This window comes from Neobacillus niacini (assembly GCF_023715415.1).
Taxonomy (GTDB): domain Bacteria; phylum Bacillota; class Bacilli; order Bacillales; family Cytobacillaceae; genus Neobacillus; species Neobacillus niacini_C.
This window is the reverse complement of the sequence record NZ_JAMBOB010000004.1, coordinates 466587-492541: the sequence shown is the minus strand read 5'-3', so window position 1 is coordinate 492541 and position 25955 is coordinate 466587. Positions and strand designations below refer to the sequence as shown.

General features: G+C 38.5%; 24 protein-coding genes. 15 read left to right on the top strand and 9 right to left on the bottom strand.

The window, feature by feature from the left end; translation table 11 throughout:
- Position 1 precedes the first annotated feature (1 nt).
- The 5 genes from M3189_RS11655 to M3189_RS11635 form a co-directional block, all read right to left on the bottom strand.
- Positions 2-961 (bottom strand): sugar kinase, encoded by a 960-nt coding sequence (locus tag M3189_RS11655; RefSeq protein WP_251634234.1) that lies wholly within the window; start codon positions 959-961, stop codon positions 2-4.
- Positions 958-1716, bottom strand: coding sequence for a sugar phosphate isomerase/epimerase family protein (locus M3189_RS11650; protein ID WP_251634233.1), 759 nt, complete (start codon positions 1714-1716; stop codon positions 958-960). Before M3189_RS11650 ends, M3189_RS11655 begins: the two co-directional genes overlap by 4 nt.
- 294 nt (positions 1717-2010) lie before the next feature.
- Positions 2011-2799, bottom strand: coding sequence for an FAD synthetase family protein (locus M3189_RS11645; protein WP_251634232.1), 789 nt, complete (start codon positions 2797-2799; stop codon positions 2011-2013).
- 54 nt (positions 2800-2853) lie between these two features.
- Positions 2854-3657, bottom strand: a complete 804-nt coding sequence (locus M3189_RS11640; protein ID WP_251634231.1) for a 2-keto-4-pentenoate hydratase — start codon at positions 3655-3657, stop codon at positions 2854-2856.
- A gap of 14 nt (positions 3658-3671) precedes the next feature.
- On the bottom strand, positions 3672-4145 hold the full coding sequence (locus tag M3189_RS11635) for a flavin reductase family protein (RefSeq protein ID WP_251634230.1): 474 nt from the start codon (positions 4143-4145) through the stop codon (positions 3672-3674).
- Between the two features lie 553 nt (positions 4146-4698).
- Between M3189_RS11635 and M3189_RS11630 the strand changes: the two genes are divergently transcribed.
- Positions 4699-5994, top strand: coding sequence for an MFS transporter (locus M3189_RS11630; protein WP_251634229.1), 1296 nt, complete (start codon positions 4699-4701; stop codon positions 5992-5994).
- Positions 5995-6124: 130 nt separating this feature from the next.
- On the opposite strand, the gene M3189_RS11625 is transcribed toward M3189_RS11630, so the two are convergent.
- Complete coding sequence (locus tag M3189_RS11625; protein WP_251634228.1) at positions 6125-7930, bottom strand: V4R domain-containing protein; 1806 nt, start codon at positions 7928-7930, stop codon at positions 6125-6127.
- 179 nt (positions 7931-8109) lie between these two features.
- Between M3189_RS11625 and M3189_RS11620 the strand changes: the two genes are divergently transcribed.
- The 4 genes from M3189_RS11620 (at position 8110) to M3189_RS11605 (ending at position 12430) form a co-directional block, all read left to right on the top strand.
- Complete coding sequence (locus M3189_RS11620; protein WP_251634227.1) at positions 8110-9006, top strand: alpha/beta fold hydrolase; 897 nt, start codon at positions 8110-8112, stop codon at positions 9004-9006.
- Positions 9007-9030: 24 nt separating this feature from the next.
- A complete protein-coding gene (locus M3189_RS11615) occupies positions 9031-10200 on the top strand; it encodes an acyl-CoA dehydrogenase family protein (RefSeq protein ID WP_251634226.1) in 1170 nt (389 codons plus the stop codon).
- Positions 10201-10287: 87 nt separating this feature from the next.
- Positions 10288-11268 (top strand): VOC family protein, encoded by a 981-nt coding sequence (locus M3189_RS11610; protein ID WP_251634225.1) that lies wholly within the window; start codon positions 10288-10290, stop codon positions 11266-11268.
- Positions 11269-11371: 103 nt separating this feature from the next.
- Positions 11372-12430 carry an AbrB family transcriptional regulator gene (locus M3189_RS11605; RefSeq protein ID WP_251634281.1) on the top strand — a complete coding sequence of 353 codons (1059 nt, stop codon included), beginning with the start codon at positions 11372-11374 and terminating at the stop codon, positions 12428-12430.
- Between the two features lie 135 nt (positions 12431-12565).
- Here M3189_RS11605 and M3189_RS11600 read toward each other — a convergent pair whose 3' ends face one another.
- A complete protein-coding gene (locus tag M3189_RS11600; RefSeq protein WP_251634224.1) occupies positions 12566-12754 on the bottom strand; it encodes a hypothetical protein in 189 nt (62 codons plus the stop codon).
- 298 nt (positions 12755-13052) lie between these two features.
- On the opposite strand from M3189_RS11600, the gene M3189_RS11595 reads away from it, so the two are divergent.
- From M3189_RS11595 to M3189_RS11580, 4 genes are all read left to right on the top strand, one after another.
- Entirely contained in the window at positions 13053-14063 is a 1011-nt protein-coding gene (locus M3189_RS11595) for a DUF3231 family protein (RefSeq protein WP_251634223.1), read from the top strand.
- A 160-nt stretch (positions 14064-14223) separates the two neighbouring features.
- Positions 14224-14739: a DoxX family membrane protein gene (locus M3189_RS11590; protein ID WP_251634222.1), complete on the top strand. Its 516-nt coding sequence runs from the start codon at positions 14224-14226 to the stop codon at positions 14737-14739.
- Between the two features lie 350 nt (positions 14740-15089).
- Positions 15090-15746 carry a GGDEF domain-containing protein gene (locus M3189_RS11585; RefSeq protein WP_251634221.1) on the top strand — a complete coding sequence of 219 codons (657 nt, stop codon included), beginning with the start codon at positions 15090-15092 and terminating at the stop codon, positions 15744-15746.
- A gap of 242 nt (positions 15747-15988) precedes the next feature.
- Complete coding sequence (locus M3189_RS11580) at positions 15989-16492, top strand: DoxX family protein (protein ID WP_251634220.1); 504 nt, start codon at positions 15989-15991, stop codon at positions 16490-16492.
- Between the two features lie 75 nt (positions 16493-16567).
- Here the strand turns inward: M3189_RS11580 and M3189_RS11575 are convergent, their stop codons facing one another.
- Positions 16568-17983 carry a LysM peptidoglycan-binding domain-containing protein gene (locus M3189_RS11575; protein ID WP_251634219.1) on the bottom strand — a complete coding sequence of 472 codons (1416 nt, stop codon included), beginning with the start codon at positions 17981-17983 and terminating at the stop codon, positions 16568-16570.
- A gap of 296 nt (positions 17984-18279) precedes the next feature.
- Here M3189_RS11575 and M3189_RS11570 point away from each other — a divergent pair, with 296 nt between their 5' ends.
- The 3 genes from M3189_RS11570 to M3189_RS11560 all read left to right on the top strand — a co-directional run bounded on the left by M3189_RS11570 (position 18280) and on the right by M3189_RS11560 (position 21603).
- Entirely contained in the window at positions 18280-18789 is a 510-nt protein-coding gene (locus M3189_RS11570) for a DoxX family protein (protein WP_251634218.1), read from the top strand.
- Between the two features lie 181 nt (positions 18790-18970).
- Positions 18971-19822, top strand: a complete 852-nt coding sequence (locus M3189_RS11565) for a hypothetical protein (RefSeq protein WP_251634217.1) — start codon at positions 18971-18973, stop codon at positions 19820-19822.
- Positions 19823-19860: 38 nt separating this feature from the next.
- A complete protein-coding gene (locus M3189_RS11560) occupies positions 19861-21603 on the top strand; it encodes a hypothetical protein (RefSeq protein ID WP_251634216.1) in 1743 nt (580 codons plus the stop codon).
- Positions 21604-21654: 51 nt separating this feature from the next.
- Here M3189_RS11560 and M3189_RS11555 read toward each other — a convergent pair whose 3' ends face one another.
- Positions 21655-22857, bottom strand: coding sequence for a CynX/NimT family MFS transporter (locus M3189_RS11555; protein ID WP_251634215.1), 1203 nt, complete (start codon positions 22855-22857; stop codon positions 21655-21657).
- A 428-nt stretch (positions 22858-23285) separates the two neighbouring features.
- Between M3189_RS11555 and M3189_RS11550 the strand changes: the two genes are divergently transcribed.
- The 3 genes from M3189_RS11550 to M3189_RS11540 all read left to right on the top strand — a co-directional run bounded on the left by M3189_RS11550 (position 23286) and on the right by M3189_RS11540 (position 25944).
- Positions 23286-23789 (top strand): DoxX family protein, encoded by a 504-nt coding sequence (locus M3189_RS11550; protein WP_251634214.1) that lies wholly within the window; start codon positions 23286-23288, stop codon positions 23787-23789.
- A 156-nt stretch (positions 23790-23945) separates the two neighbouring features.
- The gene (locus M3189_RS11545; protein ID WP_251634213.1) at positions 23946-25400 is read left to right on the top strand and encodes a sensor histidine kinase; all 1455 of its coding nucleotides are present in this window, start codon (positions 23946-23948) and stop codon (positions 25398-25400) included.
- Positions 25375-25944: an ANTAR domain-containing response regulator gene (locus tag M3189_RS11540; RefSeq protein ID WP_251634280.1), complete on the top strand. Its 570-nt coding sequence runs from the start codon at positions 25375-25377 to the stop codon at positions 25942-25944. The genes M3189_RS11545 and M3189_RS11540 overlap by 26 nt, the downstream gene beginning before the upstream one ends.
- Positions 25945-25955 lie beyond the last annotated feature (11 nt).

Here is a 25955-nt window from a genome sequence, read left to right as displayed (position 1 = left end):
GTTATTTCACTCCCTGTAAATTTTTATCGATATATTTTTCTAACTGTTCTTTGGTTGGATAGCCATCATTGTCACCAGGTGACTGAACAGCCAGTGAACCAATTGCATTTCCTCGTACAATTGCATCATGAATCGAGATACCCTCAAGAAGTCCGCTGATGACACCAACAGCAAAACCATCACCAGCACCAACGGTATCAACGACTTTTTCTACAGGGAATCCGAGTACCGTTCCTTCTTCGGATGCACTTTTATAAAAAGCTCCCGCCGGTCCCAGCTTAATGACGACAAGCTCAACACCCTTATCTAAGTAAAAGGAAGCGATGTCATTTGGGTTTTTGAAGCCTGTTAAGATTTCACCCTCGGCAAGCCCCGGTAAAACGTAATCAGCTTTATAGGCCACTTCATTGATTTCTTTTACCATTTCCTCTTGTGATGCCCAAAGTGTCGGACGTAAATTCGGGTCAAAGGACACCTTTTTATTGTTTTTTTTCATAAAGGCTAAAGCCTGTTTGGCAAATCCACGTGCATCTTCTGAAATTGCTAATGGAATTCCCGTCATATGAAGGTGTTTAGCCTCTAGGAAGTACTCTTCGTTGAAATCATCTTTCGTTAGATGGCTGGCAGCCGATCCTTTACGAAAGTATTGAACCTCTGGATCTCCTTCTAAGACCATCGATTTTAATTGGAAACCTGTTGGGTATTTACTGTCTACTAAAACATGATTGATGTTGACGTTTTCATTTTTAAGACGATCGATAATGAATTTTCCAAATGCGTCGCTGCCTACTTTACTTGCCCAGCCTGAGCCGAATCCTAGGCGTGCCAAACCAATTGCCACGTTCGTTTCAGCGCCTGCAAGCTCGCGGGTAAATTCGCTGACTTCATGTAAGGAACCAGGATGATTGGCCATGAACATTGTCATTGCTTCGCCAAACGTTACGACATCTAATTGCTTCATGCGAATGCCTCACTTTCTGTCATCATTTGAATATACTCTTTTGTTCTTTCCTTTGGTTGTATGGGAAATTCAAGTGCTTTTACTAGGTTGTTAGGAAGACTGTTCATCACCTTTTCCCAGCTGTGACCAATATTTTTCTGAAGCGGTACCGTCACCAGGTCCCCGTTTTCCTGATCCACTTGTTTTAAATGAAGATAATGGACGTATTTGGATAGTTGATTTAACGCCTCTTCTACATCCTGTCTGGAATAGTACCAGTTTCCAGCATCAAACGTCATTTTCACCGGAACATTCTGCTCGGTGGCGCTTTCAAAAAAGGACTTTAAATTGGTAACATTCCCGCCATATAGCGTCTGGTCATTCTCAACGAACAATTGAATCTCTGGATGCTGCTTTAAAAATGAGTGGAGGATGCTAACACTAGATAGATTTTTATCAAAGTGTCCCAGTGATACTTTGATCCACTTCGCTCCGAGCTTTTTACCTTCTTGAAAAATGATTGTTAAGTCTTGTTCATTTAGCTGATGATCCTCTTGCCACAATTCAATTGGAGCTGAAAAGACGGTAAAGAGTTGATGCTGTTCCATTTCTTGCCTCATGCTATCTAATGATGGATCTTGATTGGAAAATAACTCTTTGCGAATCTCCAATCCGTATGCGCCTGATTGTGCAATGAGCTTGATAAAGGAAGCTTGCCCTTTCTCTAACACTTCAACTCTATCAAAAGCGTTTAAAGGGACAATCACTTTTTGCATGGTTATGACACCTTCTTTGAAGTAGTAAATGAATAAATTGTTTTAGTAAATCGATTTAGTAAATCGGTTTATGAAAGTATTATATACCCAATGAAAGCGCTCTTGCAACAAAAACTTTTTTAAAAATAAAAAAAGGATCCGGCCAGTTGCCGAATCCAAAAAGAAATCTTATAAAAGGGGGTTATGAAAGAGAGAGAAAAAAGTTTGTCCTCTTCATGTATTTATCTTATCCCTTAAGTATGAACAAATTATGAACAAAGATTTAAGGTTCTATTAAAAGGTTAGAAATTAACATTAGCTTGGTATTGTTTCGAATTGGTCAACCCATTGGATGGTTAACAAATTCGGTAATGTTGACGTTTCATAGTGTAGCTGAATATATTTTTTACATTTTACAGTTGCAACACATTCAATATTAATATGTCGATCTTCAATCAATACTTTATAACTGCCTACATTTGGCAAAGAATAATTGGGTAGTAAACCATTCTTTTGACAATACTTCGTTTGATAAAAAGTTCCTAATAAACTCGGTAATTCATTCAATTTTCCCTCTGTTACGTATTTCCGAATCAATGTGGAGCCAATTTTTTGTTCATTCCATTTTAATTCTTCGACAACTGTTAGGCCAACTTGCTGCGTAGCCGCATAAACTGCCAATGTATCAACAGTACCACTTGCTTTGGTCCCATATGTGTAATCGAATCCACAAATAATTTCCTTGGCATTTAACCCTATAACATAGTCACTTAAAAAGTGATCTGGTTCTACTTTTGCCAATGTTTTGGTGAATTCAACAACGTAGAAAACATCTACGCCAAGCTTTTCTAACTTTTCAGCTTTTTGTTCTAATGGCTCTAAATATGAAACTTTATTATTGGAAAATAGCACATTTTTAGGGTGCGGGAAAAAAGAGAGAACGGATAATGACAAATTATGTGATTTTGCTTTTTCCTTAGCTGTTTGAATTACTTTTTGATGTCCTAAATGCACACCATCAAAGTAACCAAGTGCCATAGCTACTTCAGGAGCCGATGGTTTAATCTCATGTAAGTTATTAGCATTCACATAAACGATTTGCATTACGATTCTCTCCTTTTTACTATATCAATGAATTGATATAAATCCATACTTGTTTCATAGTCCAGCTGATTTCACTGCTTCCTTCAAAATGTTGGCGCTTACTTTCCCAAGTATACCAAAGTCAGCTTCAAATTCATCTCCTGCTTCAAAGGTAACAGCCTTTGAGAGCGCACCTGATAAAACAAACATGCCTAGTTCGATGGAAATACCATATGCACTTACTTCATTTGCTAACCAAACAACTGCATGGAGTGGGTTACCTAATACAGCTGCGCTCGTTGATTCGTCTAAAAACTCGCCATTTTTCTTCACAATCATCGAAATATTTGTAATGTCTTTAATATCTTTAAGTGGTGTACGCTTCTTACCTAAAATCGCACCTGCCGAAGATCCATTGTCCGCTACTGTATCCTCAAATTTAATTTTCCAATTTGTGATACGGCTATCGATTACCTCCACTGCTGGAACAACATAATCCGTTGCATCAATGACATCTTGTACAGTTACGTTCGGTCCTTTTAGTGCTTTCTTGAAAATAAACGCAATTTCAAACTCTACTTTTGGTTGAATAAACGTCTCCGTAAATAAACCTTCTGCCTCGTCATACACCATCGTATCTAAAATAAAGCCATAATCTGGTGTATATACATTTAGCATTTCTTGCATCGCTTTACTGGTTAAACCAATCTTTAACCCTTTTATTGTCGCACCTGCGTCAATTTTTTGATGGATTTGCGCTAATTGTGTCGCATAGGCACTAGCAACTGTAATATTTTCATAGGTTTCAGTTAGTGGGGCGATTGGCAGTTTCGTACGTTCTGCTTCGAGCAATTCTTCAGCTATAAGTTGAATATCCATAGACAATACTCCTTTTATGACTCAACTGGTATTAACTCAGTCAATTGACGATATTTACCACTGAAGAACAATAACGGCTCTTTATCCTCAATACGTAGATCTACTACTCTACCAATAAACAATGTATGGTCACCTTCTACATGTTCTGATACGACTTCACATGCGATTTGTGTGATAGCTCCTTTTAGTACTGGCAGCTGAGCCAACGTTTCAAATTCTACTGCTTCACCAGGTTTCCCAGCAAAATGACGTGAATAGTGTTCTTGATCTTCCGCTAAAATATTTACTGTATATTTTTTAGACTGTGAAACTTTCTCTAAAAATTTAGCTTTATGTCCAATAGAAATTACGACAAGCTTCGGATCCAATGATACGGACATGAAACCGTTCGCTGTCATTCCATGTGTTTCTCCCTCGTTTTCAGTTAAAAGAACTGTTACCCCTGTAGCGAATTTTCCCATTGCATCTCTAAATAAACGATCATCCATCCCAATTCCTCCATTCGTTAGTGAGTAATTAAATCATAAATGAGTCTGTTCAAAATTATCATGGAATTTTTTATTGAAAATTCAGTTAAAAACAATAAATTTTCACACGAAACCAAATTTGAATCTTTTGTGAACATTTTTTTTAAAAAAATCAGATTTATCAACATATCCTACTGTTAAAAAATTTAATTTTTTGGTATGGGAATTTGGTTTTTTCCTTTTTGTTCTCTATCAAAACAAAAATTAGAATCATTTTTTTTTCTTGTAAATCTTTTTTTTTTCAAATAGAATTCTTTTCATGGAAGATTCGTATGCCGAACTTTCCCGTTAGAAACTATTATTCTTTAAAAGAAAATGCCGAAATGAATGCATTTCTTGCAAAACAAATGGAGGTGTGAAATTATTCTAAAAGTATTTTGAAAACGCTAACACTCATCTCACCTTGGAGAAAAACTGCGACGTACAATTATCTCAATAGTTTTTGGAAAAGTCTGATAACTAATTACGAAACATTGTAAATGGGGAAAATACGGTAATACAAGGGGGATTTTATATGCGTTGGGTTGTCTTAGGATTTCTATTCTTGCTATCTGTTTTAAACTATACGGATAAATCAGTTTTAGGATTAGCCGCAGAACCAATCATGACTGAATTAAATTTATCTTACGATCAGTTTGGTTTAGTGGGAAGTAGCTTTTTCGCAGCCTACGCTGTTGGAAGTATTATTTTAGGTACATTAACCTATCGCTTTAACTCAAAATTTTTATTAATGATGATTGCTACTGGATGGACAATTTCATTAGCAAGCGCCTATTTTGTGGAAACGTTAACACACTTAATTTTACTGCGTGTTGTCTTAGGTTTCTTCGAGGGTGCTACGCTCGGTTTTTGCCTCGTACACCTTGCACGATGGTTCACTAGTGCACAACGCGGAACCGCAGTGGCCATTATGACTTCTGGTACAACAGTGGGTACGTATTTAGCTGCACCACTTTTAGTTATGGGTATTACAAACATAGGTTGGCAGCATACTTTTGCAATGTTAGGGGTAGCAAGCTTTGTATGGGCACTCTTCTTCTTCTTTATGAGAGACGAACCAAAGCAACCACTCGTCGAAGACGTGAAATCTTTAGCTTCAAACAAGGAAGTACCGTTCAAGTATATTTTTAATGTACTCATCAACCCGTATGTATTATCCATTCTAGTTGTAGGTTTCGTATCCATGTGGATTACAACTTGGGTTCTTACATGGGCACCAACCTACTTAACACAAATCGTGGGTCTTAAGCCGCAAAGTATGGGTTTAATATTCGCTGGAATGGGTATTGCAGGTACAGTATTCGCGATTTGTGCAGGTAAATTTACAGACTTTTTATTTAAGAAAAATAAAAGCCTTATCAAATCTTATGACCGTGTATTAGTTACAGTATTACTTGTTGGTGCGGCATCTTATTCAATGACAACAATTGTATCTTCACCAGTGTTAGCATGTATTTTCTTAGGGGTAGGCTTAATAATGAACACAAGCTTATTACCGTTAAATGCTGCGATTAAAACGTTGATCATTCCGAAAAACTTAGTAGGTAGTGTAACAGGTATTTCATTAGCGATTGCAAGTATGGCTGGAATAATCGGTCCATGGATTACTGGTTACTTAATTACACTTGCAGGTGATGACGTTCGCTCTGGCTTCAACTCTGGGGTGTTAGTTATCGTTAGTTTATATGTTGTGTCCGCAATCGTGTTAGTAGCTACACGTAAATTAAAAATTACTGCAACTGAAAAAGAAGACGAGAGTCGTGCTGCTGATGAAAGGCAAATGAACTTAGAAGTTTCTGTAGAGCAATAAAATTAACCATGGTTCATCTCATGTAAAAGACTGTAGGCAAACTTAAAAAATTGAGTTTGTCTACAGTCTTTTTTGTTTAATAATGGTATTTACTAAGTAATGGTTCTTCCCGTTAAGTATACCTCACTTTTTATCTTGCAAATTCCTCGAAACTTAAGCTGTCCGATAATAGTAGCGCCTGAATAACTAATAAAGTATACGCTGCTGTTGATGCGTTTTTTAGTGAAATTTCTAGCTGCTCTTCAATTTGCTTTATCCGATATTGGACACCGCCGATGGATAACGTCAACTCATCCATCGTTTCTTTTAAGCGCTGACTATTTAATAAATAAATGTAAAGCGTGTATAGCAGTTCTTTTTTTCGTGGATCCTCGAAATTGTATAAGTCTTTTAACGACTTTTTCGCCATTCCATGCAATTGTTCCATGCTCATGTTCATTACGATATCGCCAAGTATGCCTAAATCTTCGTAATCTGTCAGTAGTTTTTGATTTGGGAAGCGCTGTGCGACACGTGCCTCTTTTAGTGAACGTTCGAACTCCTTTAAGTTAATAAACGTTCCGCTAAGCCCGAGCGAATATTTATAATTGCTATTTTGTTTCTCTATTTTTTGGAAAATCTTTGTGATTTTCTTTTCCCATTCTTTTTTATCACTATTTTGCGAGTTAAGAAGTGCAATTTCTTCCCCAAGTACCGCAAAGATACAAGGTAAACCCCACTCTTTCGCCAACTTTGACAGTTGTGTCAGCTGGTCGTGAATGTCAATGATTTCGTTATTTTTTTTCTTCTTATGAACACTAATAATACCTGTAGAAAACGGCGGCTTAAATTTAAACGGTAAAAATTTATAGTAAGATTCGATATCTTTAATATTTCGATTATGGATTAATCGTTCTAATAACGAACTGCGGATGCGTTGTTGCTCTTCAAACTGTGCCTCCTCATATAAAATACATAACGCTACGACAGTGGAGATACGATCTAAAAATAGATGGTCGGTTTCATCGATAGGCTTTTCATCAAAGTAGAATAACGAACAAGTGGCATAATTTTTTTTATTTATAAGAACAGGGGCGATCAACTTCCAATAGGTACCGCCTTTGTAATGCAAAACATTGTGTTTATCGTCAACATGCGATAACTTTGCCTTATCTTTTTTAATGGTTAGCTTCTGTTCTTCCGTTAAACCCATTTGACTTAACAGATTCCCATGTATATCCTCAATTAAAATCGGGATGTTCAACAACTCATATGCAGCCTGTACAATTTCATCCAATGAATGCTTCTCTGTTACTTTTTGTGTGAGTTGACTATGAAACGTAGAAATTTTCTCTAACATTTGCTTATGATGTAAAAGTGCATCGTAGGTCATTTCAAGCTCAGCTAAAATATTGTCATTTTGATAAAGGTGAATAAGCTCCTCTTTTTCTTCGAGCCAGTCGCGTTCCAAACCTACTTCAAACTCACAGCATGAATCCCCTTTTGCGACGCACTTGCGCTCAACGGCAATAATTGACTCACCAAATTCATATGTCAATGCACCACTCGCAAAACCGCACAACATATGACAAACACATTCATTTGCTAAACCGTAATTTTTAAGGTGTAATTCTGCTTCGAATGATTCCACCCATTGTCCCCACGTATCGATACATTCAATCGTGCCGTCCGGATGTCGCACAATTTCCCCCATAAAAATAACATCTTTTACGTGGCCTAAGCGTGAGTGTCTTTTACCGACAGGATTCGTGGTGTTCTTTTTTTGGAGGTTATTTTTTGCTGATTCCATTCCAAACTCTTTACCAAATCGGAATAAAAAACCTTTTGTTTTATGCGATCCAATGTTGTTAAATAAACCGTTTTTTAATGTGTGAAATGCATTTGCCGACATTAAAATATTTTTCGTTTCGCTAGAATCAAATAAAATTTCACTCATCAAAATTAGATCCCCTTTGATTTAGTATTCCTCATCATTATATTACAAGATAGAGAATTTTCAATAAATTTTAATGGTTATTACTAAATATTCAATAAAAAACACTATGATAATAGTAGTAATTAACAGTTATACTCAAAACAGAAATTAAATCACTGATCAGCACAGGGGGTAAAATAATGACAATTTTTGAAGGATTTCATAATAGCTATGTATTAGCAAATGGCGTACGTACACATTATTCATGGGCCGGAACAGAAGGACCAGCTGTCATTTTACTACACGGTGCAGGACCTGGAGCTTGCGGTGCAGCCGGTTGGCGACATATGTTACCTGCATTAGCAAAAGCTGGCTTTCGCGCATATGCAGTAGACCAACTATCAATGGGTTTCACTGATACAGCACCTCACGCATGGCCAGTAAATGGTCATCAAAGCTTAGTTGATCATGTACATGATTTTATTGAATCACTATGCCTGGACGAAGTATCACTTGTTGGCAATTCACAAGGTGCTTACGTGGCAGCTAAATATGCAATTGATCACCCTGAAAAAGTAAATAAAGTTGTTTACATTGGCAGTAATACCATTTATCAAGCGATGCAAGAAGTACCCGAAAGAAAGCTGCGTTCCTTCTTAGAAGTGATTGGTTATGACTATACAGAAGAATCGTTACGGAAATTTATGTACCGTAATTCAAGTGAAGACACAATCATTCCTGAAGAACTAATTCAACTGCGTCATCGAGCAGCAACTCGCCCAGGTGTAAAAGAATCAAATTCAGCGTTCGATGCTTACTTAGCAAGAATGAATGAAGAACCAAAGCTTTGGGACCGTTACTGCATTAAAGAATCGTTACCAAAGTTAAAAATTCCTGGCTTATTCATTTGGGGTAACCAAGATGATGTTGCACCAGTTGAGACAGGTTATAAGCTTGAGAAATTATTACCGAACATTAAATTTGAATATATTGAAAACTGCGGTCACCAAGCACAAACGGACCAACCAGAAATCGTAAACAAACTTGTCATTAATTTTTTAGCAGTGGAAAAAGATCAAGCAGTTACAGCACAATAAACTATTTTTGAAAGGAATGATCAAATGATAACAGCAGTTGAAAATAAAGTGCTTAGTGAAGAAATTATCCAAAAAGCAAAGCGTATCGGTGAAGCTGCAGAGTTAGAAGCAATCGAAGCAGACCTAAACTCGACCATTTCTCCACGCATCGCGGATCTTATCCGTGAGGAAGGAATTCACCGTTTAATTTTACCGAAAGAGTTTGGCTATCCACAACTTGATTGGCGCACATTTGTTGATATGGTAAGCACAGTTGGTTACCACAACTTATCTGCTTCATGGTTAACATACTTCTTTTCCGTGCACAACTCTTGGGTATGCTACTATCCAAAACACATTCGTGATGAAGTCATTAACCAAGGCGGCTTCGTAGCTGATGTATTTGCACCAATTGGAAAAGTTGAACCCGTTGAAGGTGGCTACATCGTTTCTGGTAAGTACAATTTTGTAAGCGGCATCAACTACTGTGACTGGGTTGGCGTTGGTGCAATGATGCAATTTGAAGACAATGACAGGCCTGAGCGTGTAGGTATTTTGTTAAAAGTATCTGATTTAGAAGTGGTAAAAACATGGGATTCTCTTGGTCTGCGAGGATCAGGTAGTAATACATTAATCGTCGACGAAGTTTTCGTTAAGCCCGATGCCATTTTACGCTTTAACAAAATTATCGAAAAGAGCCAACCACCGTATGAAGATTTCGATCAAGACTACTTATACTACAACACACCATTCTACCCTGGCTTCTATGTAGGGTTCGCAGCGATGGCTGTTGGTGGTGCTGAGCGTGTACTTGACGAATTCGAAAAGCATACAGCAGGTCGCGTACGCTTCTCTGGCATAAACGAAAAAGATTCTCCTACGAGCCAACGCGTGCTTTCGGAGTTAAAGCTTGAAATGTTAACTGCTAAAAGTTTGTTAAATGAATACATCACAATGATGGAAACAGATAAAGGCGGTCCATACGAAGGAGCAAAATATAAAGCAATCCGTGCAAAAATTATCGATAAGTGCACACAAATCGGCGTAAAATCACTACTTACTTTAGGTGGACACGCATTATTAAAAGGTCACCCAGTAGAGCTATTTACCCGTGACTTAATGGCAATTGCCGTACACATTACTTCTTTATATGAAGACGGCATTTTAGGGTACGGCAGGCATTTATTCGGCGTTAATACAAACATTCAAGGGTAATAGTAGCAGTTGAAAATGTGATTATAATGGTTGCTTCTTTATCACATGTCCTCAAATTAAAAACAAATATCTATGGGGTGAATATAAATGGAAAAATTTCTTTACGCACCAGAAATTGCAAAATTAGGACACGTAGCTTTGGTGTCAGCAGACCTTGAAAAATCCTTATGGTTTTTCCGCGACACAATCGGACTAGAAGAAACAGAAGTGGTAGATGGCGTACACTATTTACGAGCTTGGGGTGACTTTGAACACCATACATTATCAATTGCTGCTGGTGAAACCTCTTTCATTGATCACATCGGCTGGCGTACAAAACGTCGGGAGGACGTAGCAACTTTCGCAAAATTAATAGAAGCTGCTGGTACAGAAGTACGTTGGATAAAAGCTGGGGAAGAGGTAGCGCAAGGTGAAGCAATCCGCTTCGAGTTACCAAGTGGTCACCGTTTCGAACTTTATTACGATATGGAAAAAACACCTGCTGATGAATCTCGAAAATCAGTACTTAAAAACCAAACGTATAAATCTTGGGCGAAAGGTGTATCTCCACGCCGTATAGACCATGTAAACTTACAAACTTCTCACGACAACGCTGAAATCGTAAAATACTTACAAGAAGCATTAGGTTTCAAATTGCGTGAATATTTTGTAAATCCAGACGATGTACAAGTGGCAAGCTGGTTATCAGTAACAAACTTAGTCCATGACGTAGCAATTATGTCTACATCACGTTCAAAAGAGCCAAATGAAATGCACCATATTGCTTACTGGTTAGACAATGCACAAGACTTACTCCGTGCCGCTGATATTTTATGCGAGTCTGATGTACAATTCGTAGGTCCTGGTAAACACGGTATTTCTCAAGCCATGTACATTTACGTAAAAGATCCAGGAAGCGGTTTACGTCTTGAAATCTTCACAAACGGCTACTTAATCTTCGAGCCAGACTGGGAGCCAGTGAAATGGACGTATGAAGAATATTTAAAAAATGGTTCTGCATACTGGGGTGATCGCCGTCGAGATGACGTAGATCGTGAAGCACAAGTAAAAGAATTAGTGAAGTCATAAGAACGAAAACCACCAGTATTCATGAAGATGAACGCTGGTGGTTTCTTAAGTAATAATGTAAATAGACTTATTATTATAGGAAGGGGTGTTACTGTTGAAGGCAATGTTAAAGGTGTTAGCCTTATCTTTAATTGGCGGTTATATTTTTAGCCTGCTGCACATCCCTATTCCTTGGATGCTTGGCCCAATTTTTGTCGTCATGTTAGCACAATTTATTTATAAAGGACCGCTCAAATGGTCTGGCCAAATGCGTGATTTAGGAGTAGTCATGGTTGGTACCGTTATTGGTGTACAATTTAACACCGAATTATTCGGCATGATGGGCTCCATTTTATTTTACATGATAACGCTAAACGTTATTTTAATCGGCGGCTCAATCGGCATCGCCTACTTAACGAGCAAATGGGCAAAAATTCCGATGAAAGCTGCTATACTAGGTGCTATCCCTGGTGGTTTAGGTCAAATTGTCGTGTTTGCCGAAGAAGAAAAAGTAAAAGAAATTGGCGTTATTTCTTATTTTCAAGTAATTCGGCTATTACTAGTCGTTGTATTCGTACCGTTTATCGTCGCTGGCCAAGTAATTGGTAAACAGCCAACGGACGCAAAGCTTACGATTAGTTTAGTATTATTAATTGCACTTGCATGGGTATGCTCACATTTAACGAAACGCGTCCATTTGCCAGTCGCATTTTTTATCACACCCATTATTTTATTAATTACGTTGCAACTAGCGACACCAATCGCAATGCCACATGTACCTGGGATAGTCATGGACGTCGCTCAATTACTAATCGGCGCCCATATCGGCCTAATGCTCAAGCCACATATGATTAAGCTGCCAGTACGCGTACTTATAGGTGGCATTATTAGTGCATTCGCACTGATTGCCCTAACATTTGGCTCAAGCTTCCTAATGTCGTTTGCAATGGACACAACATTCGCAACAAGTTTCCTAAGCACAGCCCCAGGTGGTTTAGATCAAATGGTATTATTAGCTGATGCAGTTAAAGCAGAGGTCTCGCTTGTTTCGATGTTCCAAACGTTCAGGCTATTGTTCATCTTTATATTAATTATGCCTTTGATGAAAATATTTTACAGACGGCAAGATAAAAAAACTGCTGTCTTCAAGAAGGGAGCTTTGTTGAAAAATATTAATATGTAAAGGGTTCGCTTATTCAGAAAATTTTTTATATATAATAGAAGAAACTCATAAAAAAATGATTTAGCTCGTTACCATTTAATAGGAAAAGCGGACATTGCTATTCAATGTCCGCTTTTAAAGGATTCCTGCTGCTATTTAAATTAGTTGCTCAATCTTTTCTTCAAAATACTCATGCATCAGGCAGTCGAGATTAATTTTAAGACTTACATAATCGGATGTGTTGGGTCCGGCGGAATTGTATAAGTCATTAAGTTTTATTTTTAAATCGACGATGTCCATTAATAGTTTTGTGTTTTCATTTTGAATAGATTTGTTCGTTTTCATCCTACACCTCGTATATAAATATTCCTTTTTTGTGAATACCATTTTCCAAAATCCTACCGATAGTACCATAGTCCTTCTACCATGTGAATACCCATTTAAAAAGTAGAAAAATTGAAAAAAACGTAAATGATTTTAATATATCTTATAGGAGTCCATGTGCTCTTTTAACTATGATTTCGTTACTGTGTGAGATGATAAGAAGTTATTTTGTAATAACGTCTAAATTTCGACAAATTACCAAATAAATTAGAGGGAAATTTTGCATAATATTCTTATATGAACTTTTGGGAGGAGTTTTATGGAGGGAAATATACATAACGTTTCTTTAGCTACGAGTGAGATATCCAATCTCTGGACTCAATATATGAACGATTCGATGGCAATTTGTGTCCTTAGTCATGCCATTCGGACGACGCAGGATCAAGAGGTAAAGGCTATGCTGGAATATGCACTTAGCTTATCAGAAGCACATATTGAAAAAATACAGAACTTTTTCAAACAAGAGAATTTTCCTATTCCAAAGGGATTCACGAAAGAGGACGTTAACCTTAATGCCCCAGCATTATTTACCGATACATTTATGCTTGTATATATGCTGATTATGACCATTCATGGGCTGACAGGTTATGCTGGAGCCGTCAGTATTTCCGTACGTAGTGATCAGAGGAAATTCTTCAACGAATGTAATACCGAAGCCATGGAGCTTCACAATCGAATTGTTGAATTGATGTTGAAAAAAGGAATTTATAGTAAACCACCGCGTATCAATACACCTAAGCAGGTTGATTTTGTACATAATCAGAGCTATTTAACTGGTTGGTTCGGGGATAAGAGACCGTTAAATGCGATTGAAATCAGCGGGATAAGTTACAATATGCAAAAAACCGTCGCCAAGTCGGTATTAGAAATTGCCTTTGGTCAGGTTTGTCAGTCCAAGAAGCTGCGAAAATATTTTCAAAGAGGGAAGGAAATTTGTAAAAAGCAATTTGATATGATGAGCCAAATTCTCTCGCAAGAGGATCTCACATCTCCACAATCATGGGTATCTGAAATTACCGATTCAACACTTCCGCCATACTCAGATAAACTGATGTTGTTTCATATTGTTGTATTGGTTTCTGCCGGTGTTGGATATTTGGGAGCTGCTTTATCTGTTTCCCAAAGAAGGGATTTAGCATTGAAATACACCATTCTAATGGCTGATATAGGGCGGTATGCCGAGGATGGGGCAGAGCTTTTAATAGAAAATGGCTGGCTCGAACAACCGCCATTAGCCGAAGATCGCAGGAAATTATCCAGCAAGGGCTGAGATACTTCATATAAAATAACCAACTTTTCAGCTGTTCAACATTCCGTCAAAACATTTCAAACATACTGTGAATTAAACACTATATCCATGTTAGTAACTGTCGATATCCCATATAGTGTAAGTATAAAGAACAAGTAAATTTTGAAAGGCGGAATGCTTTATGTTTAATAAATTTTTAAGAGAAAATAAGATTGCTGCAGCTATTTTAACAGTCATTCGTTTATATCTCGGCTATGCTTGGTTTACGGCAGGTCTTCATAAAATCACAGACGGATTCGACGCTTCAGGATATCTAGGGAATGCAATAGCGAACCCAGTTAAAGGTCCAGATGGGAGCATGGTTTACGGATGGTATGTTAACTTCTTAGAAAACTTTGCACTGCCAAACATCGACTTGTTCAACTTCATTGTACCTTGGGGCGAAGCGTTAATCGGTTTAGGACTTCTATTAGGATGCTTAACAACAGCAGCCATGTTCTTCGGATTAGTAATGAACTTCAGCTTTTTCTTAGCAGGCACCGTATCTCATAACCCAACTGACATTTTCTTAGGGTTCATCATCTTAACTGCAGGCTTCAACGCAGGGAAATATGGTTTAGACCGCTGGGTAGTTCCATTCATCCGCAAAACAGCTAAAACATACGTTGGAAAAGACAAAGCAAAAGCAGGTGCATAAATAGAGTTACACAAAAGACGATTCGGAATCCGGATCGTTTTTTGTGTTTGTATGAATGAATTGCTAATGGCGTAAAAAGGGGAAATTCAGGTGGGGGTTGGGAAACTATTTATCGACAGAATTTTTTCCGAAAAACAGATAAAGGTCCTTTGTTCCCAAGGGCTTGGAGTAGTTTTAATCAAACGATTAGTTAAGAAGAAATCAGTCAGAGTTTGCCGAATTTTCGACTATTGCTAATCTTCATACTTAATTTTCCAACTTTTATAGTAAAATTGTATTATGAACCCAATTAAGTTTATGAAAAATGAAAACGCAATATTTTCTATTTAATTTATGAGGATGTTGATAAAGTGAAATATAATGGGAGAATCATTACATTTTTATTTGTTTTTTTTATAAATCTACTATATACATCTTATTATTTTTTAAGAGATGGTTATATAGACTTGATTGAGTATATTGGATATCCCATATTGCTTCCACTTGCTTGGTGGTTTGGCAAGCAATACGATAAAGCAAAGTATTATTCGGAGAAGGACCCTTTAACAGGAATATATAATCGAAGATACGTGGAGTCTGCATTTACTTCCATAAAGTCTAGGTTAGAACAGAATGGCCAGACTGGTGCTGTTTTGCTTCTTGACGTAAATGACTTTAAATTGGTCAATGATCATTTGGGACATAAATCGGGGGATGAATATTTAATTCTAATTACGAATCAATTGAAGCGAAGTGTAAGGAAATCAGATATCGTAGCCCGTTGGGGAGGAGATGAATTCCTCATTCTATCGCCTGATATTCATAGGAAGGAAGATTTGGATAAAATGCTGGAGCGAATCCATCAAAATTTGAGACAGCTGTCATTCAATGATGTGAAAATAAGTGCTTCAATCGGCGCAGCCCTCTTCCCTAAGCAGGGAATGTGCCTAGAAGATCTATTAAAAGTAGCTGATAAAAACATGTATCATATAAAATCACAAAAAAAGCTAAGAGACACACTGGGCTAGTTCGTGTCTTCCTAGCTTTCTTTGATTTGGTTCGAATACTGGCGGATGGCAAGAAATACTGGCAGATGGCGGAAAACACTCTTGGATACCGATGATAATAGTTACGTTTTAATATTGTTCAACATTCTGTCAAAGCATTTTGAACGTATTGTGAAATTGTTCACATTATCATGTTAAAAAGGTAAGAAACGAGTATAGTGTAAGTATAAAGAACAAACAAATATTGAAAGAAGGAATGACTTATGTTTAACCATTTTCTAAGGGAAAATAAAACCTCAGCAGCTATTTTAACTATTATTCGTTTATACCTAGGCTACTCATGGTTCACAGCTGGTTTTCATAAAATTACAGGCGGATTCGACGCTTCAGGATTTCTAAAAGGAGCAATTGCTAAACCCGTAACAGGTCCAGACGGAAACATGGTTTACAGCTGGTACGTGAACTTCTTAGAAAGCTTTGCATTGCCAAACATCGATGTTTTCAACTTCATCGTTCCTTGGGGCGAAACATTAATCGGTTTAGGACTTATGCTTGGATGCTTAACAACAGCAGCAATGTTCTTTGGTCTAGTAATGAACTTCTCTTTCTTCCTAGCCGGAACTGTATCACACAATCCAACAGACATTTTCTTAGGCTTCATCATCTTAACAGCAGGCTTCAACGCAGGTAAATTTGGTTTAGACTACTGGGTAGTTCCATTCATCAACAAAACAGTTGGAAAAAACAAGGAAAAATCAGCTGCATAAGTGGTCACCAAAAAGACGATTTGCTCCCCCTTGCGAATCGTCTTTTTGCTGTGTTTACAATGTTTTTTCTTTAAGTTATCGACTTAACTTCTTTATAGTAAAATTATCCCTTAATAACGTCCAGTTTGAGGGATATGGATATCCCAATGCCCAGTAACTGATTCCACGCAGATTGAATTCTTTGGCCAAGTCGAATTTCGCTTGGGCGCTTCGTGCGTCTTCAAACCAAACCTCATGCCCGCGCCCTTGTTCATCGACGTAGCGGAAAAATGGCGATTGGGTGAGGGTGTCATATTGAATGGTGGCTCCGTATTTCACAGCACGAGCAACCGCTTCTTGGGTACTAAATGTTTCAGCCTCTTGACCTTGAACATGGGGAAGAAGCCAATCACGTGCATAAATCTGAAATCCTAAGAATATTTTTTCTGCTGGCATGACGGAAAGCGCATATTCTACGACACGTCTCATTTGGTTAACAGGCGAGATTGCCTGAGGCGGACCAAGCCGATATCCCCACTCATAGGTCATGAGCACAACAAAATCAGCAATCCGGCCATGTGCCTCATAATCATGTGCCTCATATAACAGACCCGCTTGTGTTGCGCTCAATTTTGGAGCCACTGCGGTTGAAACAAAATAGCCCCTTGGATGAAGTCGGTCAACGGTCATCTGAAGAAATTGATTGTAATTCATCCGATCTGCCGGTAATACATTTTCAAAGTCAATGTTAACTCCCTGGTATCCCTTTTCCTCCATAATCCGGAGCATATTGGTGATGACTTTCTCCCGTAATTCCGGACTAGCCAAAATGGTATGAGCTAAATTGGAGCCAGCTGCAGTGGAGGTGAAGTTTGTAATTGACATCATCGGTACGACATTTTCTTCAATGGCAGCTTGAATCATTAAATCATCCCGGACTGGCTGCAGGTTTCCGTTCTCATTAATCAGATAGGCAAATGGACTTGCATATGTTAAATAGTCACCAAGCTCATGTATGGTCTGGGCACCTGAAGCGTCTGCTTGATAAGAATAGGCATTTACTTCAATGGTTGGTTTCCTTACTGGAATTCTTAGTTGTAAACCCGGGTAAATAAGGTTTGGATTTTGTATTTGGTTCTCGCTGATAAGAGATTGAACCGTAACTCCGTATCGGTTCGCCACTTGCCATAACGTTTCTCCCGGCTGGATGACATGGATTCTTGACGGGATCATTAGGCGGGTTCCGGGATATAAAACATTCGGATTGGTGATTTGATTTGCTTGGATAATTGAATTTATCGTCACACCATATTGCTGCGAAATGGACCATAACGTTTCACCGCTTTTTATGACGTGCCAAGTGCCTGGCACCGGAACAACTAACGACTGACCAACCACCAGTTGGTTTGGGTTTTGCAGGCCGTTTCCTTCGATAATTCCATTCATATCTACATTAAAACGATTGGCAATTTGCCAAAGCGTTTCTCCGCTTCGGACAACATGTATAAGCAAACGATCGCCTCCAACTTTTCCATGAATAATGTACTATATGTTGATAGGGAACATTGTGTAATCTGTCTAGATATTTAAAGAAAATGGATTCAACAAATTTGCCTTCATGTGATCAAGCAGCGTATATTTTTTAAGGTTCTTTTTTTCTAAAATGTCACTAATCTTGTGCTGTTCAACATTCTGTCAAAGCATTTTGAATATATTGTGAAATTGTTCACATTGTCATGTTAAAAAGGTGAAAAACGAGTATAGTGTAAGTATAAAGAACAAACAAAAATTGAAAGGTGGAATGACTTATGTTTAATCATTTCTTAAGAGAAAATAAAATCTCAGCAGCTATTTTAACTATTATTCGTTTATACCTAGGCTACGCATGGTTCACAGCTGGTTTTCATAAAATTACAGGCGGCTTCGACGCTTCAGGATACTTGAAAAATGCTGTAGCAAATCCAGTTAAAGGGCCAGACGGCAATATGGTCTACGGCTGGTACGTGAACTTCTTAGAAAGCTTTGCACTTCCAAATATCGATGTTTTCAACTTCATCGTTCCTTGGGGTGAAACACTAATTGGTTTAGGACTTATGCTTGGATGCTTAACAACAGCAGCAATGTTCTTTGGTCTAGTAATGAACTTCTCTTTCTTCCTAGCCGGAACTGTATCTCATAACCCAACAGACATTTTCTTAGGCTTCATCATCTTAACAGCAGGTTTCAACGCTGGTAAATTTGGTTTAGACTACTGGGTAGTACCATTCCTACGTAAAACAATAAAGACTAATACTGAAAAAAATAAAGCAGCGGCCTAACTAGTAGGTACAAAGAGACGATTCGTTCCCCCCGAATCGTCTTTTGTTATGTTAAAAATTACCCAAAATGTTGAAGTGAATTGGGTGAAAAGAATCGTTTATAAAGAAAAACGACAAAAAACGAAGATTTTGCTCGAATTTTGTTGGTGAACGTTACGAATCATTGAAGGGGGGTGAAATAGTGCACTTCCGCCAATTTCTTATAACAGCTCTATTTGTTGGTGCGGCGATGTTTTTTCCAGACAATGCTTTTGCTGAGAAGAATGAACTTCGTCCGCAAAAGGGACAAGCTCCGGCTTCAATACCGGAACAAGCTTCAATACCAGAAGCGGCATCAAAACCAGAACCTGCAACAATAGCAGTACCAGCAAAAGCTGAAGAGGCGCAATCGCTGAACATGAGTATTCCTGAACAAGCTCTTGAAAACCAAGCACAAGCAAAACAGCTTCCAGCCCAAAATACGCCAAATCAGGCTGCGTTGGAAAAAAGTTTGCCAGAGCAGGCAAATGAAAACGCGAAGTCGGTGGTAAAGAAGGCTGAAAAGGTTGTTCAGGTCAATGTCCCCGAACATAGAGAGGCTGTCCAAGCAAATCATACAGTAGAACAGTTGAATCCTAAAAATTCTATCCAAGATACTGTTAGTGAAGATAAAGTCGAAAAAGTAAAACCAGAAAAAGTAGATAATATTGACTATTTGCAAGCTGAAGACTTAGAAATAACAAAATCAGAATCCGTTGTGCAGGAGCCACAGAAAAATCCTGCCAGCAAGGAAGAGATACCTAAGGTAAACCAAGCACTGAATCAAACACAGAGAAGCAACGGTTCAGGGGGTCAATCAAATGATCGGGTCAATCATGGGATAAATAATTTAAGCTTTTTGGATAAATGGTTTGAATGGAATGATTACTTTGAGATCAAACTTGTTCAGCCATACCTTTCCCGGCAAGCCTTGATGAATACTCAATGGGTGAATGCTCCGCCACCGCCACCGCCGCAGGCAGCTCCTTTATTAACCAATGTTACCCGCAGCTAAAAGCCACGGATCATGATAATAAAAGGAGCGAATTAAAAATGAAACATTACTTAAACCCTAATAAAGTTGCTAAATCTTTTGTACTTGCAGGAGCATTATCGTTTGGAATTTTTGCTGGAGGTCAATTTACAGAAGCAGCAGGACCAGATCACGCTAAAACTGAAAAACCTGTACAAGCGCAACAATCCAATAACGCAAAGGTTAATGTGAATGTTAAACCAGTTGTTCCGGCAGCACCAGCTGTTCAGGCAAAGGAAGAAGTAAGCGTACAAGTAAAGCCAAATGAAGAAAAAGCTAGTAAGTCACAGGCGAGTGAACATGCAAGCGAAAATGCAAAATTGCACGCAGCACCAAATTCAGCTGTTCTTGGAAAAGGTGAAAAAGCTGAAGATGTTGTTGTGGAAGAGGAAGTAAAGGAAGAAGCACCAGTTGAGGAAACAACACCTGTTATTGAACTTGAACCTGAAGCTGCAACCGATGTAACTGAAGCAGATACGACTACGGATTCTGAATCTGAAGAAGCAGTTGATGTTGATAACGATGTAGTTGCTAAAACGGAAGATGAGGACGACGCAGCAAAAGAAGAGGAAGAAGAAACAGACGCTGACTCCGACTCGGTTGTAAGAATTGAAGATGAAGAAGATGAGGATGAAGATTCCGAAAACATCGATTTTGAAACTGACGCAATTGTAAAAACTGAAGATGACGAAGAAGCTGAAGCTGTTGAGGAAGAGGAAAAAGTAAACCCATCTGCAGCTAACAAGGCAAAGTCAAAAGCTAGTGTAAAAGCAAGCGATACTGCTAAGGCACATGCAGCAGCCAATTCAGCTGTACTTGCAGCAGCATTAGAAGTCCCTGCTGAAGAAGCTGTTGAAGTTGAAACTGAGGTTGTATCTGAAGACGCTACAGAAGAAGTAGTGGCTGATGAAGAAACAGTAGTAGCTGATACTGAGACAGAAGAAACTGAAGTAGTTGAAGAAGAGGCAGAAGTAACTGAGGTTGAAAAAGTAAACCCATCTGCAGCTAACAAAGCAAAGTCACAAGCTAGTGTAAAAGCAAGTGATACTGCTAAAGCACATGCAGCAGCCAATTCAGCTGTACTTGCAGCAGCAGTAGAAGTTCCTGCTGAAGAAGCTGTTGAAGTTGAAACTGAGGTTGTATCTGAAGACGCTACAGAAGAAGTAGTGGCTGATGAAGAAACAATAGTAGTGGAAACTGAAACAGAAGAAACTGAAGTAGTTGAAGAAGAGGCAGAAGTAACTGAGGTTGAAAAAGTAAACCCATCCGCAGCTAACAAAGCAAAGGCACAAGCTAGTGTAAAAGCAAGCGAAAATGCTAAAGCACATGCAGCAGCCAATTCAGCTGTCCATGCAGTAGCAGAAGAAGTACCTGCTGAAGAAGCTGTTGAAGTTGAAACTGAGGTTGTATCTGAAGAGGCTGCAGAAGAAGTAGTAGCTGATGAAGAAGCAGTAGTAGTGGAAACTGAAACAGAAGAAACTGAAGTAGTTGAAGAAGAGGCAGAAGTAACTGAGGTTGAAAAAGTAAACCCATCTGCAGCTAACAAAGCAAAGGCACAAGCTAGTGTAAAAGCAAGCGAAAATGCTAAAGCACATGCAGCGATCAATTCAGCTGTCTATGCGGTAGCAGTAGAAGTACATGCTGAAGATGCTGTTGAAACTGAAACTTCCGAACAAGCTGTTAAGGTAGAAACGGAAGTTGAATCTGAAGAGGTTGCAGGAACAGAAGAAGATGCGGTTGCTGTAATTGATTTAAAAAATTAATCTGTTTTCAATAAGAAACCGAAGGATATTTTCCTTCGGTTTCTTTGTAATTTATACATAACGATTTCGACCAGACAGCATTCCAAATATAATAACCACTACGGAGACTACTATTAGGGTAATGATGGGAACCGTCCAAGAATGCGCCAAGTCAAATAAATAGCCTATAAATAACGGACCTACTGCTGCAAGGAGATAACCTGTTGATTGTGTCATTCCCGATAACGCTGCTGCTTGATTTGCATTTCGTGCACGAAGTCCAATATAAGTGAGAGCTAGGGGAAAACTTCCTCCCAATGCAATTCCAATCAAGACAATACTGAGTATTAAAATCGGATAGGAGGCGCCTAACAGTAACCCGCTATACCCAACAACTGCGCACATCCCTAACATGAAAGCAATCCATACCTGTGACCCCGCACGTCCTGCAAGGACAGGAATGAAGAAACTTGCGGGTAATCCCATAAGCTGGGTAAAGGAAAGCATCCATCCCGCTGTTCCCAAACTTATTCCATGGCTATGTAGGATCTCAGGCAGCCAAGAAATCGTTACATAAAATAAAAAGGACTGAAATCCCATGAAAATGGCAATTTGCCAGGCGAGAGGAGTACGCCATAGTGAAGTAGAGTCAGAGCCCGTTTTCTTTTGGCTGACGCCGGACTCCCTTCCGTTATTTTTTCGAAGAAAGACCCATACTAGGATAGCGACAACTACAGGTATCGCCCATACAATTTGGGCTCCCTGCCACCCAAGGTTAAAATCCATTGCTAAAGGAATGCTGACTCCTGAAGCCAGGGATGCGATTAACCCCATTGAGGTGGAATAAACGCTTGTCATTAAGCCGAATTTCTCTGGGAACTTATCCTTCACAACCGCAGGTAAAAGAACATTTCCAATCGCAATACCCAATCCAGCCAGAAGAGTTCCGGTGAAAAGGAAAAAGGTCATCGGAATCGACCGAATTGAAATACCGATTAAAAGAGACGTTAATCCCAGTATTAATGTCATTTCATTTGTTAGCTTATTTGCTATTTTTGGAACAAGGGGAGACATGATGGCGAAAACTAATAAAGGTAAACTCATCAATAAGCCTGCACTCCAATGTGCAAGTCCAACATCCTCCTGAATCATCCCCACTAAAGGCCCTAAGGATGTAATGGCAGGGCGCAAATTAAAGGCTACAAGGACAATCCCAATAATAAAAAGATATATATATACGGATTTCGCATTAGCCTTTGACTCTAATAACTCCAAGAAAAGCAACCTCACTTTCATTAAACAAACTTTCTAAAGTATAGCACAAAAAAACCGTAGGGACGGTTCTCATGGTCTTTTATTTGACAAATAAAACCACAAAAACAGTCCCATGGTCTCACGATCCGGGTTCTTGAGGACAAATCACACGAAACCACGAGAAGGATTAGTCCTCAATCCGGGGTCTTGAGGACAAATCGCACGATACCACGAGAAGGATTCGTCCTCAATCTAGGTCTTGAGGACAAATTGCAACATCCCCTAGAAGGATTTGTCGTAACCCAACGGTGTATTGGCTGCTGTTCAACATTCCGTCATAACATTTCAAACAAACTGTGAACTTAACACTGTACCCATGTTAATAACTGTTGAAATCCAATATAGTGTAAGTATAGAGAACAAGTTAAATTTGAAAGGCGGAATGACTTATGTTTAACCATTTTTTAAGAGAAAATAAAATCTCAACAGCTATTTTAACTATTATTCGTTTATACCTTGGCTACGCATGGTTCACAGCAGGTTTTCATAAAATTACAGGCGGCTTCGACGCATCAGGATACTTGAAAAACGCAGTAGCAAATCCAGTAAAAGGCCCAGATGGCAGCATGGTTTACGGCTGGTATGTCAACTTCTTAGAAAGCTTTGCTTTACCAAACATCGATGTCTTCAACTTCATCGTTCCTTGGGGCGAAACATTAATTGGTTTAGGACTTATGCTTGGATGTTTAACAACAGCAGCGATGTTCTTCGGATTAGTGATGAATTTTAGCTTCTTCTTAGCCGGAACAGTATCTCATAACCCAACAGACATTTTCTTAGGCTTCATCATCTTAGCAGCAGGTTATAACGCAGGTAAATACGGTTTAGACTACTGGGTGGTTCCATTCATTAACAAAACAGTTGGAAAAAGTAAAACAAAATTAGTTGCATAAATAAGTAGTAAAAAAAGGCGATTCGGCCCCCTCGAGTCGTCTTTTTCTGCACTATTTACTTTTTCAATTGACCTTAAAGATAAAAGGCCTTATAGTATATTCTAACAATTCAAATAATATATGCAGATAATTTTATATAAAGGAAGGGTATATATTTTGAAAGACAATAGGCTTGAGCAGCTATGTAACGCATACACGGATTTAACTGTATCCGATATTCAAGTCTTAAAAAAAGTTGCCTCAACTTTACAATTGTATGCGGATTTATCTGGTGCTTATATGTTCATAGATTGTAAGATGAGTCATAACGAACACGCAATCATTGTTGCCGAGGCATTCCCGAAAAAAATAGATTCTTTATATGGAAACTCCGTAGTTGGGAAAATTGTGTTTGACACTTTCGAGCCAGGAGTCTTTTATAGTTACCGAACTGGAAAGAAGTCCGTTATCCGCCAGGCTGTAACACAAGAAGGAAAGCCTGTAGAACAAAGTGTGGTACCTATAAAAAATGATTCACAGGAAGTCATTGGGGTACTTATCCAAGAGAAAGAAATCGACTATCCCGATATTTATCAAAATGAACCACAGAGTCTGTTCTTTGGACAGGATGCAATCGATTACGTGCTAGGAGATCAACGTGGTGACATGCCGATTATTTCCGACTTGCTTATGGAAATCTGTCTGTTAACGGACCAAGATAATCGGCTTACCTATGCAAATCCAGCAGGTGTTAAATTCATAACGGAAATGAGTCATAACGAGGAACTTCTACAAAAGAACTTAGTGGAATTATTGCCATTCATCAAACCTGTATTCGACCAGCTGGATGACGTATTTGTTTTTGAATTATCTTTGGAAAACAAGTATTTAGTTGTGAAAAAGCTTAGATTACGAAAAAAGGACAAAATGAGTGGAACCATACTAGTTATTCAGGATTTAACAGAACTTCGCACAAAAGAAAAAGAGTTGATGATGAAGTCAGTCGTTATTCAAGAAATCCATCATCGAGTTAAAAATAATCTTCAAACAGTAGCCAGCTTACTAAGGTTACAAATGAGAAACGGACTTCCTGAAGGAAGTAAACCTTATTTTCATGATACGTTAAACCGAATTTATAGTATATCATCTGTCTATGAAATTATTCTTGCGAATGAAGATGCTGATGATGATGTAGATATAGTTAAGCTTACAGGAAAAATCTGTTCGTCCATGGTAATAAATGACCCTCATAAAAAAGTTGAGCTGGTTATTCAATCAAATGGGAATTGTATTTTAACTTCATCAAGAAAAGCAGTTTCGATTGCATTAATTGTTAATGAACTTGTTCAAAATTCATTAAAACATGCCTTTCCTTTTGAAGCATCAGGTGAAATTATTGTGGATTTTCAAGCAAGTAAGGATTCGTTAGCGCTTCATATTTCCGACAACGGCGTTGGAATGAAGAAGCCGAAATCTTCACTTGGATTGGAAATTGTAGATAATTTAGTTGTGAACGATTTAAATGGTGAATTTCATTATTTGCCGGAAATTATCGGGACACATGCAGTTATTACGTTTCCAGTAAGTCCGGAGGTTGTTATTTATGATGAGAAAGAAAATCTTAATAGCTGAAGACGAATCAATCATCCGAATGGACCTCAAAATGATGTTAGAAGATAATGGTTACGAGGTTGTGGGTGAAGCGGGTGATGGAGAACGGGCAATTGAACTAGCCTATCTGCATAAGCCTGACCTTATTTTGATGGATATTAAAATGCCGAAAATTAATGGATTACAGGCAAGCCAAATTATTGGGAAGCAGTTAGATCTGCCGATTCTCATTATCACTGCCTATAGTCAAAAAGAATTCGTTGAGAAAGCTCAGCAAGATAATGTTGTCGGTTATCTAGTGAAGCCTATTGCAGAATCAAACTTGATTCCTACGATTGAGATTGCTCTTCATCAAGCAGATAAGGCAAAAAGGCTTAAAAAGGATATATTAAACGCACATCAAGAGGTGGAAAAAAGGAAACTGATTGAACGGGCAAAAGGGATCCTCATGCAGAAGAGGCAGTTGACCGAACAGGAAGCCTATAAAACGATGAGGAATTCAAGTATGTCCAGCCAACTGCCAATGGAGGCAATTGCAGAGGAAATTATTGCAGCATATAAGTAAATACGCAGGAG